General features: G+C 51.0%; 12 protein-coding genes and 1 rRNA gene. All 13 read right to left on the bottom strand.

What is annotated here, in order from left to right; all coding sequences use genetic code 11:
- A 16S ribosomal RNA gene (locus ACFQI7_RS29940) occupies nucleotides 1–88 on the bottom strand; the annotation flags it as partial.
- A gap of 478 nt (nucleotides 89–566) precedes the next feature.
- Entirely contained in the window at nucleotides 567–2,585 is a 2,019-nt protein-coding gene (ligA, locus tag ACFQI7_RS29935) for an NAD-dependent DNA ligase LigA (RefSeq protein WP_218102464.1), read from the bottom strand.
- A 115-nt stretch (nucleotides 2,586–2,700) separates the two neighbouring features.
- Nucleotides 2,701–5,013: a DNA helicase PcrA gene (gene pcrA / locus ACFQI7_RS29930; protein ID WP_218102465.1), complete on the bottom strand. Its 2,313-nt coding sequence runs from the start codon at nucleotides 5,011–5,013 to the stop codon at nucleotides 2,701–2,703.
- Between the two features lie 25 nt (nucleotides 5,014–5,038).
- Complete coding sequence (locus ACFQI7_RS29925; RefSeq protein ID WP_218102513.1) at nucleotides 5,039–5,716, bottom strand: heptaprenylglyceryl phosphate synthase; 678 nt, start codon at nucleotides 5,714–5,716, stop codon at nucleotides 5,039–5,041.
- Between the two features lie 274 nt (nucleotides 5,717–5,990).
- A complete protein-coding gene (locus ACFQI7_RS29920) occupies nucleotides 5,991–6,581 on the bottom strand; it encodes a hypothetical protein (RefSeq protein ID WP_218102466.1) in 591 nt (196 codons plus the stop codon).
- Between the two features lie 245 nt (nucleotides 6,582–6,826).
- Complete coding sequence (locus ACFQI7_RS29915; RefSeq protein ID WP_218102467.1) at nucleotides 6,827–7,837, bottom strand: spore coat protein; 1,011 nt, start codon at nucleotides 7,835–7,837, stop codon at nucleotides 6,827–6,829.
- Between the two features lie 23 nt (nucleotides 7,838–7,860).
- Nucleotides 7,861–8,103, bottom strand: a complete 243-nt coding sequence (locus ACFQI7_RS29910; RefSeq protein WP_218102468.1) for a spore coat protein — start codon at nucleotides 8,101–8,103, stop codon at nucleotides 7,861–7,863.
- Nucleotides 8,104–8,261: 158 nt separating this feature from the next.
- Entirely contained in the window at nucleotides 8,262–9,197 is a 936-nt protein-coding gene (locus ACFQI7_RS29905) for a DUF4340 domain-containing protein (RefSeq protein ID WP_218102469.1), read from the bottom strand.
- The gene (locus ACFQI7_RS29900; protein WP_218102470.1) at nucleotides 9,194–10,582 is read right to left on the bottom strand and encodes a GldG family protein; all 1,389 of its coding nucleotides are present in this window, start codon (nucleotides 10,580–10,582) and stop codon (nucleotides 9,194–9,196) included. The genes ACFQI7_RS29905 and ACFQI7_RS29900 overlap by 4 nt, the downstream gene beginning before the upstream one ends.
- 52 nt (nucleotides 10,583–10,634) lie before the next feature.
- Nucleotides 10,635–11,348, bottom strand: coding sequence for an ABC transporter permease subunit (locus ACFQI7_RS29895; RefSeq protein WP_218102471.1), 714 nt, complete (start codon nucleotides 11,346–11,348; stop codon nucleotides 10,635–10,637).
- Nucleotides 11,341–12,474 carry an ABC transporter ATP-binding protein gene (locus ACFQI7_RS29890; protein WP_230415604.1) on the bottom strand — a complete coding sequence of 378 codons (1,134 nt, stop codon included), beginning with the start codon at nucleotides 12,472–12,474 and terminating at the stop codon, nucleotides 11,341–11,343. The genes ACFQI7_RS29895 and ACFQI7_RS29890 overlap by 8 nt, the downstream gene beginning before the upstream one ends.
- Before the next feature lie 169 nt (nucleotides 12,475–12,643).
- Nucleotides 12,644–13,306, bottom strand: a complete 663-nt coding sequence (locus ACFQI7_RS29885; RefSeq protein ID WP_218102472.1) for a tetratricopeptide repeat protein — start codon at nucleotides 13,304–13,306, stop codon at nucleotides 12,644–12,646.
- 92 nt (nucleotides 13,307–13,398) lie between these two features.
- Nucleotides 13,399–15,918, bottom strand: coding sequence for an S-layer homology domain-containing protein (locus ACFQI7_RS29880; protein WP_218102473.1), 2,520 nt, complete (start codon nucleotides 15,916–15,918; stop codon nucleotides 13,399–13,401).
- Between the last annotated feature and the right edge of the window lie 137 nt (nucleotides 15,919–16,055).

Raw genomic sequence — 16,055 nt, 5'->3', positions numbered from 1 at the left:
CGCTAGGGTCCGAAGACCCTCGCTCGACTTGCATGTATTAGGCACGCCGCCAGCGTTCGTCCTGAGCCAGGATCAAACTCTCCATTAAAGTATCATTTTCGGACCGAAGACCGAAATTGATACAAATTGCTCCCATCACCCGAAGGCGATGTTCGCTATAATGTAAGCTGATTAGCTCAAAAAATTCAATAACGCTTAGCATTCGAATTCATTTGTTCAGTTTTCAAAGAGCTTTCGTCTAGCAGCAAATCATTTTGCCGTGACAAGAAATTATCTTATCATTATTCGACATGTTTTGCAACTAACTTTTTTTCCTACCGCTTGTCCGGCTTTACATTCAAACCGTCGTTCTTGGCGGCAAGCAATAATGTATCATAAATCGGGGGGCAATTGCAACTGTATTTTTTCGGCATGCTATAAACCATTTATTTCCACAATTTATCATTCGCAATTATATGAATGAGCAAGTCCAAATCGTCGATTTCAGCCCAAGAGCACCCTGTGATTAACAAAAGAAAACCGCCGATCGCAAAGCGATAACGGCGGTCACATTCCATACTAGAGTCTTACGCTTCTCCAAGCAGCTGCAAAAGTTCCTCTTCATTGTCGATAATCCAGATGCCGAGCTCCTGCGCCTTGGTCAGCTTGCTCCCCGCGCTTTCGCCCGCAATCACGATGTCCGTCTTCTTGGATACGCTCCCTGTCACTTTCGCTCCGAGACGTTCCAGTTTTTTGGCGCACTCATCTCTGCCCATAATGGAGAGTGTTCCGGTCAAAACCACAGTCTTGCCGTAAAACGGACCGGCTTCGTTAGTCGCCGTCTGCTTTTCCTCCGCCTGAGGCTGCACACCCGCGGCAAGAAGACGCTCAATGCTTCGCTGCATCGCAGGATCACGGAAAAACCCGGCAATGCTCTCGGCCACGATGCCGCCGATATCGTGAAGCGCCACAAGTTCCTCCGGCTCGGCTTGCATCAGCTTATCCAAATTTCCGAAATGGTCGGCCAACACCTTCGTCGTCGTCTTTCCCGTATTCGGTATGCCTAAAGCAAATAGGAAAGAAGCCAAATCGCATACTTTGCTATTTTCAAAAGCGGCCAGCAGCTTTTCTGCCTTTTTCGTTCCAAATCGATCGAGCTTGATCAGGTCGTCAAACGTCAGGCTGTATAAATCCGCAGGGTCTTTAACAGCCAACTCGTCGTATAACTGTTCCGCCGTCTTTTCGCTGAACGTATCGATATCCATCGCATCGCGAGAGGCGAAATGCGTAATTCGACCGACCAACTGCGGTCTGCAATCAAACCGGTTCGTGCAGAACAGGTGCGCCCCCTTCAGCTCCAACGCGCTGCCGCAAGCCGGACACGTTGTGGGAGGAACGATCTCCTCTCCGTCCGACTCTTCGGTCACTTTGCCGAGAATTTCCGGAATGACGTCGTTGGAACGACGAATATACACGAGACTGCCCAAAGCATGCTTCAAGTTTTTGCGCTCGATATCGTCCATATTGTTGAGCGTGCAGTTTTGTACCGTCACGCCGGCAATGTCTACGGCCTCTACGCGCGCCGTCGGCGTCACTTTCCCGGTGCGCCCCACGTTCCAGTTCACGCCAAGCAGCGTGGTCACCGCTTCCTCGGCTTCGAATTTATAGGCGACCGCCCAGCGCGGGAACTTGTCGGTGTATCCCAACACTTCGCGGGTGCGCATATCGGTTATTTTCACAACGAGACCGTCGATTAAAAAATCAAACGTATTCCGCATGGAAACGACGTTTTGAAGCTCTTCTTCCACCGCTTCGATGTTATCGAAAAACTTGAGGTACGGGCTTACCTTGAATTTGTTGTCACGCAAAAACACGGACATTTGCTGATGGTTCTCAAATTGCACCGAATCAGAATAACCTATGTTGTAAAAATATGCGTTCAGCTTCCGTTCCGACGTCACCTTCGGGTTCAAGTTACGGAGGGCGCCGGCGGCAGCGTTGCGTGCATTTTTCAGCGGTTCCACGGCCGTCTCGTTGTATGCGCCCAGCACGGACAAATTCATAATTCCTTCGCCCTGCACTTCGATAATTCCTTCGTTGTATGGAATTTTCAAAGGAATGGACTTGATCGTCTTCACCTGGGCCAAGATGCCTTCACCGACAACCCCGCTCCCCCTCGTGGCAGCCTGCACCAGTTCGCCATGATCATAAGTCAGGTTTAGCGTTAGACCGTCGAATTTCAGCTCAAGCACGAAGGAAAGCGGTGGCAGCGGATTACCCGGATTTTGCGCATTGTAGTCGTTTACGAGCTTTTGGGCGCGGGTATGCCACGCCATCAGATCGTCGTGGTTTTGAGCCTTGTCGAGGCTCCAGAGCCGCGCCAAATGCCGATGCTCCTCAAAGCCTTTCAGCAGTTCACCGCCCACCCTGGCGGTTGGCGAATGCGGCAATACGACGCCGGTCTCGGCTTCGAGCTGCAAAAGCTTGGCGTACAGCGCATCCCACTCGGCATCGCTGATCGTCGGCTCATCCAGCGTATAATAATGATAGTTATGTTTGCTGATCTCTTCGATGAGGGCTTCCATCGTTTCGAAAGCGTCCGGCATCCGGGTTCCATCCTCTCGCGTTGCAACGGCGGCATCGGGTGGCCCGATATCGTTGCAAACCATATTGGCTACAGCAATTTATGTTAGAAGTCGATGATGCACATAAGATTGCAGTCTAGCTCTGCTTCGTAATCGGCGCAAATTTGGCAAGCAGCCGTTTCACGCCGACGGGAGCCGGGAAAGCGATCTGCAGCTCGGTATCGTCCCCCGAGCCTTTGATGGCGACGATGACGCCGGTTCCCCACTTGCCGTGCTGGACTTTATCGCCCATGGCGAAGTCCTGCACGGGCGTCTTCGGTGCCGCGGCGGCCGCCGGCGCAGCTCCGGTGCCGCTGCGGAAGCTCACGGGCGCGCGGCTCGCTCCAGCGGCGGCGGGTGCGCCCGCCGGGCTGCCGAAGCCGCCAGTGCTGCCAAAGCGGCGCTCCCCGCCGCCCCAAGCACTCGAGCCGCCGCTGCGGCCAAACCCTCCGCCGGCGCGCACGGACTCGACGAGCTCATGCGGGAGCTCAGTCAAAAATCGTGACGGCGCATTAGCCGTCGTACGGCCGAACAGCGTGCGCATCCGCGCGCATGTGAGGAACAGCTCTTCTTCGGCGCGCGTGATGCCTACGTATGCAAGGCGTCGCTCCTCCTCAAGCTCTTCATTGTCCATCAAAGCCCGGCTATGAGGGAATACGCCTTCCTCCAGACCCATAATAAAGACGACGGGAAACTCGAGTCCCTTGGCGCTATGCATCGTCATGAGCACGACGCCGCTTTTTCCCGCTTCGGGGTCCTCGTTCATCGAATCGATATCCGCAATCAAGGCAAGATCCGTCAAAAACGAAACAAGCGATTTATCGTCGTTGCGCTTCTCGAAATCCATCGTCACGGACAAAAGCTCATCGATGTTTTCAAGCCGCGCCTGCGATTCGATTGTATTTTCGCGTTTCAGCTCTTCCCGGTAGCCGGACATTTCCAGCACTTTCTCGGTGAGCTCGGTAACGGACAAATACTCGGTCATCCGGTACAGATTCTCAATCATATCGCGGAAATCGGACAGGGCATTTCGCGCACGTGCACCGATCTCGAGCATCTCCGCATTTTCCAACATGGCGAACATCGATACCCCATAGCGTCCGGCGAGTTCCCCAAGCTTATCGACGGTCGCATCCCCGATGCCACGTTTCGGCACGTTAACGACCCTGGCAAACGAAATGTCGTCATCCGGATTGGAAACGAGCCGCAAGTAGGCCAAAATATCTTTAATTTCTTTGCGGTCATAGAACTTGACGCCGCCGACAATTTGGTACGGGATGTCGGACTTGATCAATATTTCCTCCATGACCCGTGATTGGGCGTTGGTCCGGTACAGAATGGCATGGTCGTTGAACCGCCTGCCTCCGTCGACGTTTTTACGGATTTCACCGGTGATGAAGTACCCTTCCTCATGCTCCGAGTCCGCTTGGTACAGCTTGATCTTATTGCCTTCGCCCTTATCGGTCCACAGATTCTTTGCCTTACGGCCCATATTGTTCGCGATGACCTTGTTCGCGGCGTTCAATATATTGGAGGTGGAACGGTAGTTTTGCTCCAGCAAAATGGTGGTCGCTTTCGGATAGTCTTTCTCAAAATCAAGAATATTGCTTATATCCGCACCGCGCCAACGGTAAATCGACTGATCGCTGTCGCCGACGACGCATATGCGTTTATATTTATCCGCCAGCATTCGGCACAGCATATATTGTGCACGGTTCGTATCCTGATACTCGTCGACATGGAGATATTGGAACTTGTTTTGGTAAAATTCCAGCACTTCGGGCACTTCCTGAAACAATTGAATCGTCGTCATGATCAGGTCGTCGAAGTCTAGCGAATTGTTGCTTCTCAGCTTTTTCTGGTACAACTTGTATACTTTCGCCACAATGCCGTCAAAATAATCGCCGATCTTGCTCTCCAACTTTTCAGGCGTCAGCAATTCGTTTTTCGCATTGCCCATGGCCGCCTGAACCGCTTTCGGCTCGAACTTCTTCGTATCGATGTTAAGCTCCTTCATGCAGTTCTTGATGACGGATAGCTGGTCGCCCGAATCCAGGATCGTAAAATTGGAAGTGAAGCCGATTCGGCTTACATCCCTGCGCAAAATCCGGACGCACATCGAGTGAAACGTCGATACCCAAATATCTTGTCCCTGCGGGCCGACGAGCGCGCCTACCCGCTCCTGCATCTCACGCGCCGCTTTGTTCGTAAAGGTAATGGCCAGTATGCTCCATGGCGCGGCTTTACGCGTGGCGATGAGGTACGCAATCCGATGCGTCAGCACTCGGGTCTTGCCACTCCCCGCTCCAGCCATGATCAGCAGCGGCCCGTCCACCGTTTCGACGGCGCGCCGCTGCTGCGGATTCAATTTTTGCACAGCTTTCATTATATCAACAGGTTCATTCATCATTGTTCTATGAATTTCCTTTCTTTCCTTATTCACGGACTGCTTTTACGGTCGCGAGCGCCTGTTCCAGATCATTGTAGACCGCATTGCCTACAACGATGGTGTGCGCCGCTTGGGCCGCTTCCCGCGCTTTATCCGGCCCATCGATCCCGCCGCCGTAAAACAGCCTTGATTCGCTAAGCAGCCCGCGGATTCGACGGACCCACTCCATGTCACCGAATATGCCGCTGTATTCGAGGTAGACGACCGGGCACCGGAACAAATGTTCCGCCAAACGTGCGTAAGCCTCGACATCCTTCAGCGATAGCTTCACGTCCGCTTCGGTGACATTCGCCACAGCCGAGTTCCCGTTCATTATAATGTAGCCCTCGGTCATCATTTGTTTCCAATCTAGGATCGCTCCGTATTCCTTGATCGCCCCGTGCTGCTGTCCTACGATCCAATCGGTGTTCTTGGCGTTCAATACGATTGGAATCATGAATAAATCGAACCCCGGCACGATCGCTTCACGGTTCGATACTTCGAGAACGCACGGAACCTCATATCGGCGAATGCGGGCCAGCAAATCGACCGTATTGTCGAACGTAACGCCTGTCGAACCGCCAACCATGACCGCATCGGTACCCGATAGGCAAATCTTCTCAAGCGCATCGTCGGACAAATCCCGGTCAGGATCGAGTTTAAATGCATGCTTCCATTGGTCCATTCGCAAATGCACAGGTAATCCTCCTGTCGGTCTATACAAAGCAAGCTTTCGCAGCATCCGAAGGATACTATCGAGCGTTTCAGCTTGTCTAAAAATAGTCTATGCTACCCCATAGTCGGTGTCAATCTACGATCCTGCCGCTCATCTATTATACCATAATAATAGAATGTTTGTTCGTATACAAATCAAAAAAATAAAGCAGTAAAGCGTCCACAAGATAGCGCGAACTTTACTGCTTCGATTACGAAGCCGATCCATAGCTTTTGAAGGATTGTTACGCCTTTGTTTTAAATTCCATAATAATGAGACGATTATCTTTGACTTGATATACGGATTCATGATGCATCATCGACCGGGCGTGATCAAAGTCCGTTGCGCCCTGCAGCGATATTTTATACTGATCTTGAGCCGGCTGCGTCTTTTTCACTTCATATCGCCCCCACTCGCTGCGGAGATTGAGCATCGCGCGTGTGCTGTTCGCCTTATACGTCGTGGACGACGGGTCGTAGCGATAAAAACCGGCGATGAGCTTCTCCGCCATCTCCAAGCTATATATTTGCATCAGATGCGTCCTCATCTCTCTCATGGCGTATGTGTCCATTTCACCCGTTACAGGGGAGGACAGCACCCGATATGTCCAATCGTCCACTTGCTTGATCCATGTAATCAACAGATCGTCCGGCTGGTCCATCATTTCTTTGCCCATTGGAGGCGGCGTAATTTGGCTAAACGTATGAAGCAGCCGATCGCGGCCCACGGTTTTCTGCAGTGTTTGCATTTTCATGTCGTCCTGCACATTTCTTTGCTGCTGACAACCACCAAGCAGCATGGCAGCCGCTACCAAAGCAATCCATATCGTTCTCATGAAAAAGAACCCTCCCATACTTAACGTTGTTTTGTGCATTTTTTCGTATTATGGTTAAAAAACGAAAAACTATACGACACGTGAAGGTTCTGTACGGGTTTCTCTTATTCGATACTGGGCTCTCGTTGTGAAGTGAAGATTCAGGGGGAAGGATCATACAAGGGGGCTTTTTACATGGTACTGATGTTTCCTGCAGACGTAATAAAGCCCCGCTCCTGATTACCAGGCTGCGGGGCTTGCTCACGCTACATCATATACTTGCCGTTGCGGGACGAGCCGACGCTATACTGCTGTTTATTACTGGATGCGCCGGCAGCATTCGAGGCAGAACCGCTCATCGACGTACCTGCGTTTTGGTTTACCGCGCCGATGCTGTAGCTGCCGCTTTGTCGCGCCGAAGTCGCACTGCCGGATGCGCTGTACGTTTGCTCCGATTGATTTTTCAAACCGTACGATTCCGGCGTGCTGCCGCTTGAATATTGATTGCTCGCATAATCCTGCGCCGATCTTGCAGAGTAATACTCCTGTTGATCGGTACCGGAAACGGACGATTTCAACGAAGCGTCTTCCTGCGACAAGGATCCTGCATATCCATGCGCTGCGCCAGTAGAAGGGGTATAGCTCGGGCTCCCGATTTGACCATAGCCCTGCTCGGAATAAGACCCGCCGCTATAGCCGGGTGTGCTGCCGGACGACGCCGTTCCTTGACTGCCGTAACCCCCAACTGCACCGCTGCCGGAAGATATTGCACCTTGGCTCGCGTACCCTGCAGATCCGCTTCCATAGCCGGAGGGGTAGGATTGAGCTTGTGCAAAAGCTTCATTTTGCACACCGTACGACTGCTGCGTTTGCTGGGCTTGCTGCTGCGTTTGTTGTTGTTGGTACAAACCGGCCGCAGAAAAATTGCTGTGCTGCAGCGCTTGGTGAACCAATGATTGCAGCTGTTCCGCTTTGCGGATTTGCTGCTGCAGCTCCTGCTGCACCTCTTGCTGGGAAGCCATTTTTACCGAGCCGTAGCCTTGCATTTGGGACAAGGCGTTGAACAGCTCCGCTTGATCCTGGAGCGATTTTTGCGTCAAGCTGGCAAACGTTTGGCGAATCGCCGGATGTGTGGACTCCAGCGCAGCCGTTGTATATTCACGCGCGGCGCGCTTCAATTCGGAAAGCACCAAATTGCCCGCATCCTGCTCCTGCAAATGAAAATGCTGCGTTTGTCCCGACTGCTGCTGCCCAAAAAAGTTTTGCTGTTGATACATACCCTCTAGCACCTCCTTCTATATTAGTGAGTCATTTGTGTGTACTGCTGTAACGTACGCAGCAATTGATCCGTATTTTGCAGACGGTCCTGCGCGATTTGCGACAATTTTTGCTTCAGTTGCGGTGTCGTGCTCTCCGCCGCGCCTTGAACGGCGAGTTTGGCAAGCAGCTCCTCATTTTTCAAACAATCCGTTATGTACGCCAATTCCTTGGAGCTTACCGTGTTCATCCCTTGCTGTTGCTGCTGTTGTTGTCCTTGATACATCACGTGTTCCTCCTTTCGTAAATGACAAATTTTAGGTTGCCCGTTTTGTGGGAAAATATGTATGTCTGGCGACGGTATTTTTAAAAAAATTTCCAACAAAACAAAAACACCTTTTGATCCCTGTTAGGTGGATCAAAAGGCGCATTGCTTACGCTTCGTTATTTTTGAGCAGCTGCAAGCACATCCTTGGCTTTATCGGCCAGCTCCTGCACGGTCGCCGCCGGGATGGTGTATGCCCAATCCCCGCCCTGCTTGGCGATCCATACGTTGTCTCCGTCGACTTTGCCGACATAGACCGTCGTCGTCTCCTTGTTGTCTTTGTCGACATCTTTCATTTCTACTCTTAGCTCCGGTGCATCCAGCTTTACCTCAGCCACTCGTTTTACCATCTCATTCGATGAGATAAACGCGGTTTTATCGAGGATTCCAGACGCATCCGAGCCCTTGATCTCTTTGTCGCCAAGCTTCCAATTCGAATCATACGACGCCTTGGACGGATCGCTTTTGGTCAGCGTCCATTTCAGGCCTTTCCAATCTACCGTCAACGAACGAATTTCCTCGTAATGGACGGTGAACGGACTCTTTTCCATAAAGTCGATCGGTTCCTTCGCCAGCGACTTGACTTTTTCATCGCTGATCTGGAATACCTCCGGCGAACTGTCGAACTTCGCGTAAGAGAAACCCGGCACCGGCAGAGGGTTGCCGATCGATAGCTTATGTGTGGTTCCGTTCGTCAGCGTTACCGTAAATTCCTGCTTCGGCTGGTCAAGCCCGAATTGGGCAAGGTCGGACGGATTCGCGTTCACCGTCTTTTCCTTCGTCGCCCCATTCAACGAATCGACCCAACCGGCAGGAGAATAACCGTTTAGCGGCAGCGGCGCCGGCTTGGTCATGGACCATTTGCCGTCTTTTTGCTGCATTTCAATTACACCGTTTTCTTTCTTAATCGTGTAGCTTGCCACTTCTTCCTTTTTCACAGCAACCACTGCGGCAGGCTCCGGCTTTTTCTCTTTAAAAAAGTCTTTGCTGGATGCATACCAGAAGCCCCCGATGCACACGACGAGCAAAACAATGGTCGGAATGAGCCGTTTCATCCTTTTCTCCTCCTCCACCAAATCGTCCCGCCGACGACAAGGAAGAGTAACGGGAATACAAGCACCGTACCGTAGAAAATCATCTTCGCCTGACTGCCGGTGAGCAGCGCCTGTTGAAGCGCATCGCCTTCACGCGGACGGATCGTCACTTGATCTTTTTGCTCGTGCAGCCAGCCCACGCTGTTCAGCGCGAAATCGCGGTTGCCCTGCTGCTGGATAACGCGATCTACAAGGAACGTAGAGCCGCCGAGCACGACCGCCTTCGGCTTCTTGTCTTTGCTCTCGACGACATAGCCCAGATTGAGCGGCCCCTTCACGTCTTTATCGTCCAGCGCGCTGCGGCTGCTGTCGGCCAGAAGCTTCAGATCGGTTTCGCCGTAAGCTTTGTCGGTCGTCTTCAAGATGGCCGTAGCCGGGAAATCCGCTACAGGCTCGTTGCCGAGCGATACCGCTAGCGTCATCATCGTCAGCAGGTTGTACTGCTGAAGCTTCGTTGTAATGTCATGGAAACCGTACTCCGGAATGATCGTGAGCGGATCGTAAAGTACGCTTTGCTTCGGCTCAATGGCAATCGCATGCTGATCTTTGATGCCGTAAGTCGCCATCAGGCCGTCGATATTTTTCCAGCCGGACACCATGTCTTTATTAAAGCCCAGGGCCATATACAGCTTGCCCTTGCCGTTCATGTAATTTTTGATCAATTCGGTTTCTTTGTCGCTGATGTCCGTCTCCGGGCCGATGATGAACAAAATGTCGGCATCGTCCGGAATTTTGCCTTCGCGCAGCAGGTTCAGCTCTTTCACTTCATAGTTCGAGCTTTCGAGCCCGCTTCTCCACGTGTTCATCTGGTTGAGCGGGATTTCGTTATGGCCGGACATGAAGTAGACTTTGCTCTTCTCCTTCGCGCTCAAATTGACGATCGCCTGGGTCAGCTTCTCCTCCCCGCTGAACCGGTACTCGCCCTGCTGCTGCCCGGGAATAAACATATCATAATAGTAGATCGTCTTTTTCTGCGTACCGCTCTCCACTACCAAAACGCCGGATGGATCGACATCGTACTGTTTGGCAATCGCCGGATTTTGCACCATATCGTATTCGTCGAACGTAATTTTGCTATTGCGCTTCTTGTATTCCTGCGCCAATTCCACGACTTGCCGTTTAATAAACGGTTCGGTCTGATCGCTCGTCAGCGACAGGATGCGTACGTCTTTGTCAAGCGACTTAAGCGCTTGGGTCGTCTGTTCCGACAACGTAAACTTTTTATTTTGCGTCAAATCGACCTGCAAATTTTTCATTGAGTTCAAAAAGATCGAGACGACGATAAATATGCCGATAACGGCCAGCGACAATACCGCTGCGTTCGTTCCGCGAATCCACTTGTTCACTTGCCTTTCCCCCTTCTGCTTCACGCCTGCCCGGCGTGAAAGCGGTTGTCGATTATCTCCAACGTTTTCTTTCGAGCACTTGAATGCTGAGCACGATAAACACCGCGATGAATGTCACATAAAAAATGACATCGGCAAAATCGAGCACGCCCTTTTGTAAATCGCCGGCTCGTCCTACGATGGAGAAGATGCCGAGGTAGTCTTTAATTTTACCGCCTACGGAATCGCCCAGCCATTCGATCGTCCAAAATAACAGCAGTATCGCAAAGCCCGCAATACCGGACACCATTTGGTGGGCCGACAGTGAGGAAGCAAACAGTCCGACCGCCATCATAGCGGCTCCCATCAGGAACATGGCCAGAAAGGACATCCACATAACCGGCAGGTCCAAATCGCCGTAGATGCTCAGGATCAGGGGATAAATCAAGCTGCCTGCCACAAGCAGCAGCTGCACTACGATAGCTGCGATATATTTCCCCATAATAATTTCCGTGATGCTGGCCGGTGAGGTCAGCAGCAGTTCATCCGTTCCCTGACGCAATTCATCGGAAACAAGCCGCATCGTGAGCAGCGGAATAATGAACAGGAACACGAACGTGATGGTTCCGAATACCGGGCGCACGTCTATGATATATGGAGGGTACAGGAAGTTCGCGCTGAAAAAGTACCCCGCAATTACAAAAAAGAAAGCAAACGCCGCGTAAGCGATCGGCGAGTAAAAATAGAGCTGCAGCTCTTTCCTTGCCATGGCAAGCGTTCTACGCATTCGAGGTCACCTCCTTATCGGAAGCGTCTTCCGTTTGCGCTGCCTCAAGCGATTCGTTTGTGGTCAGCTTGAGGAAAATGTCTTCCAGGCTGAGTGATTCTTTCTTCATGGAAAGAATCGGCAAACGCCGTTCTGCGAGACGATAGAACAAAGCTTCGCGTACATCCACGCGATCCGCCGCGGACACAACGACCTTTACTGTACCGCTCGAAGAAGCTGTTGTTTCAGCCGTACTGGACGCCGTCGATGGTTGACCGGCTTCCTCGGTATCCACTTCCGTCTCCGTTTGAGCAAAAGCTGTGCTTTCCGCAGCCGTATCCTCCTGCGTCAGTTCCTGTACTGCGGTGACGCCCGGCACGTTGCGCAGCTCGGACAGCACCGTTTCCCGCGGGCCTTTCACTTCCAGCGATACCTCGAACGTCTCACCCATCGAGTTCGCCAGTCGGTCCGGCTGTCCGTCGAGAACGATGCGCCCTTGATTGATAATGAGCACACGGTTGCAGAGCGTGTTGATTTCGGGCAAAATGTGCGTGCTGAGCAGCACGGTGTGGTTCTCGCCCAGCTCTCGAATGAGCTGGCGAATTTCAATGATCTGCTTCGGATCGAGGCCCGATGTAGGCTCGTCCAGAACAAGCAGATCCGGGCTGTGCAAAATCGCCTGCGCCAAGCCGATCCGCTGCTTGTAGCCTTTGGAAAGGCTGCGAATGATTTGCTTCTCGCGCCCCTGCAGCCCAAGTCGCTCAACGACCTCGCCGATGCGGCGCTTCTGCTCCTTGACCGGGATGCCCCTTAGATCGGCGATAAATTGCAAATACGCCGTCACCGACATCTCCGGATAAAGCGGCGGCGTCTCCGGCAAATACCCGATCTTTTGCCGCGCCTTCTTCGGGTGATCCGCCATGGACAGCCCGTCAATCGTAATCGAGCCGTGCGTCGGATTCAAATAGCCGGTGATCATCCGCATTGTCGTCGTTTTGCCGGCGCCGTTCGGCCCGAGAAAACCGACGATTTCTCCACGACTCATCGAAAAATCGATGCTTTGGACCCCTCTCTGGTTTTCGTACAATTTGCTGACCTGTTTGACCTCAAGCACGTCAAAACCTCCCATCGTCGCCACGTTTTCCATATTCAAGTCATTTCCATCTTTTATGCGGGTTAACCAACAACAGCATACCGACGGAACCATAACCCAACCTTAACCGAACCTGAAAATTAGATTAAAATTTTGTGTCTAAATTGTGAACAAGCAGTGTGGTAATGATACAAAAATAGCCGGAGCAATCCCCGGCAAAACTTTATTTTGTTTTCTCGAGATCATTTATGATCTTTTGAATCTCTTCCTTGCCCTTACTGTCGGCCGGCGATTTATTTATGTATTCCTTTAAATAGACCAGTGCTTCCTCGGTACGGTTTTGCTTCAGTAATGATAGGCCAAGAAACCGGGCTGCTTCAACGTATTGCAGGTCACCTAATAAAGATTTTAGTACCGTTTCCGCTTGAACATAATCGCCTTTTATATACAGAATTTGGCCCTTTTTAAACTGCAAATCCTTAAAATCCGGCTGCTGCTTCAATCCGCTTTCGATGACAGTCAAAGCTTCGTCTAACTTATTATCCACCATTTTTAGGGCTGCCATATTGTTGTAGGCTTCTACTAATTGTGGCGTTTTGGCTGCTGCTGCTTCATATAGCTTGTACGCTTCGTCCGCATGATTTTGCTTTCTGGCAATGTTGCCGAGCTGGAAATCGTATTTGCCTTCCTGGGGTTTGTCCGCTATACCTGATTCGAGCAGTATTTTCGCTTCATCCAGCCGGTTTTGCTGAATGAAGGCGAGCGCCTGGTTATACCGGGAGTCAGCATCCGGCTGTACCTCCGTCGGCGTCGTGAACCAATAGATGAGAAAGCCGGCTATGAGCACAAGAGGAAGGAGCAGCAGCGCGAGTTTGTTTTCTTTCATGGTCGGTCCTCCGCGAGTAAATGAAAAAGAGTCAAGTCCGGAAGGACTTGACTCGGGGATAAAAATATGAAAAGTTCTAGTCTCTACTAGGACTACTCTAAAACTTTTACCGTTACCGGATCAACAGAATATGTTTGTGAACTTACGGTTTTCGTAATTCCAATAATGCTTAAATTTGTCGTCGTTAATGCCGGGAAGCCAGTTGGCGAATAAACCACCAAGTAAACGCTATTGTATACGGAAGTCGACACTCCTGCGAGCCCGGAAACCGTTGCCCCGCTAAAGTTTAATGTTCCGTTCACTTGATCTGTTGCCAAGGAATCGCTGAACTGCACAACAAGGTAGTTGTTATCTGGATAAGCGGAGTTATCGTATACTCCACTTCCGTCAGCACTCAGAGCATAAACGTTAGATGTAACCGTTCCGTTACCCGAGGAGTACACTCCGTATACCGTCATCGTCACGGATTGAGGAGCAACAGGGCTCAACGTAGAAGCAGCAAACGTTGCGCTTGGACTCGAAACGATACCTGCAGCGTTCAACGCGTAAATAATGAAGTTATAAGTTTGACCTGCGCTCAGGTTTTCTACTGTATATGTTGTATTCGTAACCGTACCCAGTTTCGTATCCAACATATAAACTGCGTAGGATACCGCGTTATCAGCAGGTAACCAGCTCAATATGATACTGTTTGTAGTAGAAGTGTAAGTAATGCCCGTCACAGTACCCGGAAGTTGAGGATCAACAACATCCGTTTTCGCTTTAACAGTTACTTTGAAGGTTCTCTTTGCTTCCAAAGTGCCTACTTTGACCGTTGCCGTCAAAGTTACGGCTGCGTCTGGCTGTCCAACTGCAGGACGGGTAACCTCACCGTTAGATGCGTTCACCGCTGCATTATCGGAACTCCATGTTACCGATGCGTCTCCATTCAAAGCACTCGTCGGAAGTGTCAGATTGCTTTTTACGCCATCAGCGTTTTCGTCATCAGCATATCCGATTTGCAGAGTAGCAATCGCAAAAGAAAGTTTTACGGCATCCAAAATGGTTTCAGCGCCGTCAACAAATTCGGATACATCTTTTCCTTCAGGTACGACGATCGGAATGTTTTTAATGACTTCAACATCGCCCTGCAAAGTGATTTTTACGTTCAGCGTAAGCTTCTGAATCTTTACATTGCCGTCGGCAATGTTCAACACTGCTCCAGCAACCGCAGCAATGATGTTTTGGATAATGCCCGAACCGCTAATAGAAACGTTGGCTTTAGCAGAATTCAATTGGATGGTGCCGATGTTGGAGTCGGCCAACGCATTCAACGTAAGAGCCTCTTCCGCCGTAATCGTACCAACCGTGCCGTAAACATTCAACGTGACAGCGCCGGTAATTTTAATCGCGCTGCTGATATTACCCTTCAAGTCAACTTGTTGATTGGAGGCAGTAGGTTTAATCGTGATCGCACCGAAAGCCGCACCGTTTGTTGTACCGTTTTCAACGATAGCTTTGGAAGTAACTTCCGTTGCCGCTACAGTCGTGGTGCCTTCCGCAACGATACGAACAGAAACCGTTTGAGTCGAAGCATTAACTGTCAGCTTAACTTTGATTTTAATGTTAATCAGATGGATGGAATTGCTGTCACCGGAAGCTACGACAATATTGTCCGCTTCGATGTTCTTCAAAGTAACGGTACCTGTAGCGCCTGGATCAAGAGTCAACGTACCGGCAATCTTAGCCGTTTTTCCATCTTCCGGCCCGAAAGTTCCCGCCCCTAATGTGACGTTACCAGTAAGCGTTTCTCCAGCTTTCAGACGATCAGCGATTGAAGCGTTGTTGGATCCGCCGCCGGAATAGCCGCCGCCCCCACCGTAGCTACCGCCGCCGCCAGTGCTGCCAGTACCGGTCGAACCACCAGTAGATGGTTTTTCTTCCGCTTTAGCAATAGCCTGCGCCTTCTCTACGAACTTGGCTTTGTTTGTCTTAAACTCATACGCCAAACGCGCGAGTGCTTGACGTTCTGCATTCGCTTTTGGGTTAAAGCTGAGCGTGCCGTCGTTGTTCTCGATTCCTTGTACAAAGCCCATCTTGAACGCAAGGGACACATGAGCCTTAGCCCAGCTTGAAACTTGAGCCAAGTCGCTAAGCTTAGCATCCGCCGCAACCTTCTTAGCCGTTTCTTCCAGGCCCATAGCCCGTACGAAGAATACGACAAGCTCTTCTCTCGTTACTTTAGCATCTGGGGAAAAAGTCGTAGCGGATGTACCATCGGTAATGCCCGATTCCACAAGAGCTCCGACATACCCACGGTACCAGCTGTTCTTATCTACGTCTGCAAAAGACGCCGCTTTGTCCGGGTTCTCCTTTTTTCCTAATGCCAATACGATGATTTTAGCCAGCTCGGCACGAGTCATCGCCTTAGTTGGTTGAAAGCTGCCGTCTTCGTAACCGGATACGATCCCTGCGTCGACAAGGGCTTGAATCTCGGTCTTCGCATAAGAATCAGTGATGTCCTTGAGTTTGACTGCTTCCGCACCGAACGCCATTGCAGGCGCAAGCATACCGAAGAGCAAGGCAGACACAAGAACGGAACTGATCTTCTTACGCAGTTCCTTGTAAGACATGTGTTTCTCCTCCTGTATATGTAATTTTCAAAGATCGTTGCAGAACGAACTGGACCACCCCTCTCCAAGTCGGAGGAGAATAGTCCCCGTCTGCGGCATTGACCTTCTGGACAATGTAGATCTATTGTATTAGATTT

Source organism: Paenibacillus allorhizosphaerae (assembly GCF_042659105.1).
GTDB classification, from domain to species: Bacteria; Bacillota; Bacilli; order Paenibacillales; family NBRC-103111; genus Paenibacillus_G; species Paenibacillus_G allorhizosphaerae.
Note: the sequence above shows the minus strand (reverse complement) of the source record. Positions and strands in the feature narration are given on the sequence as shown.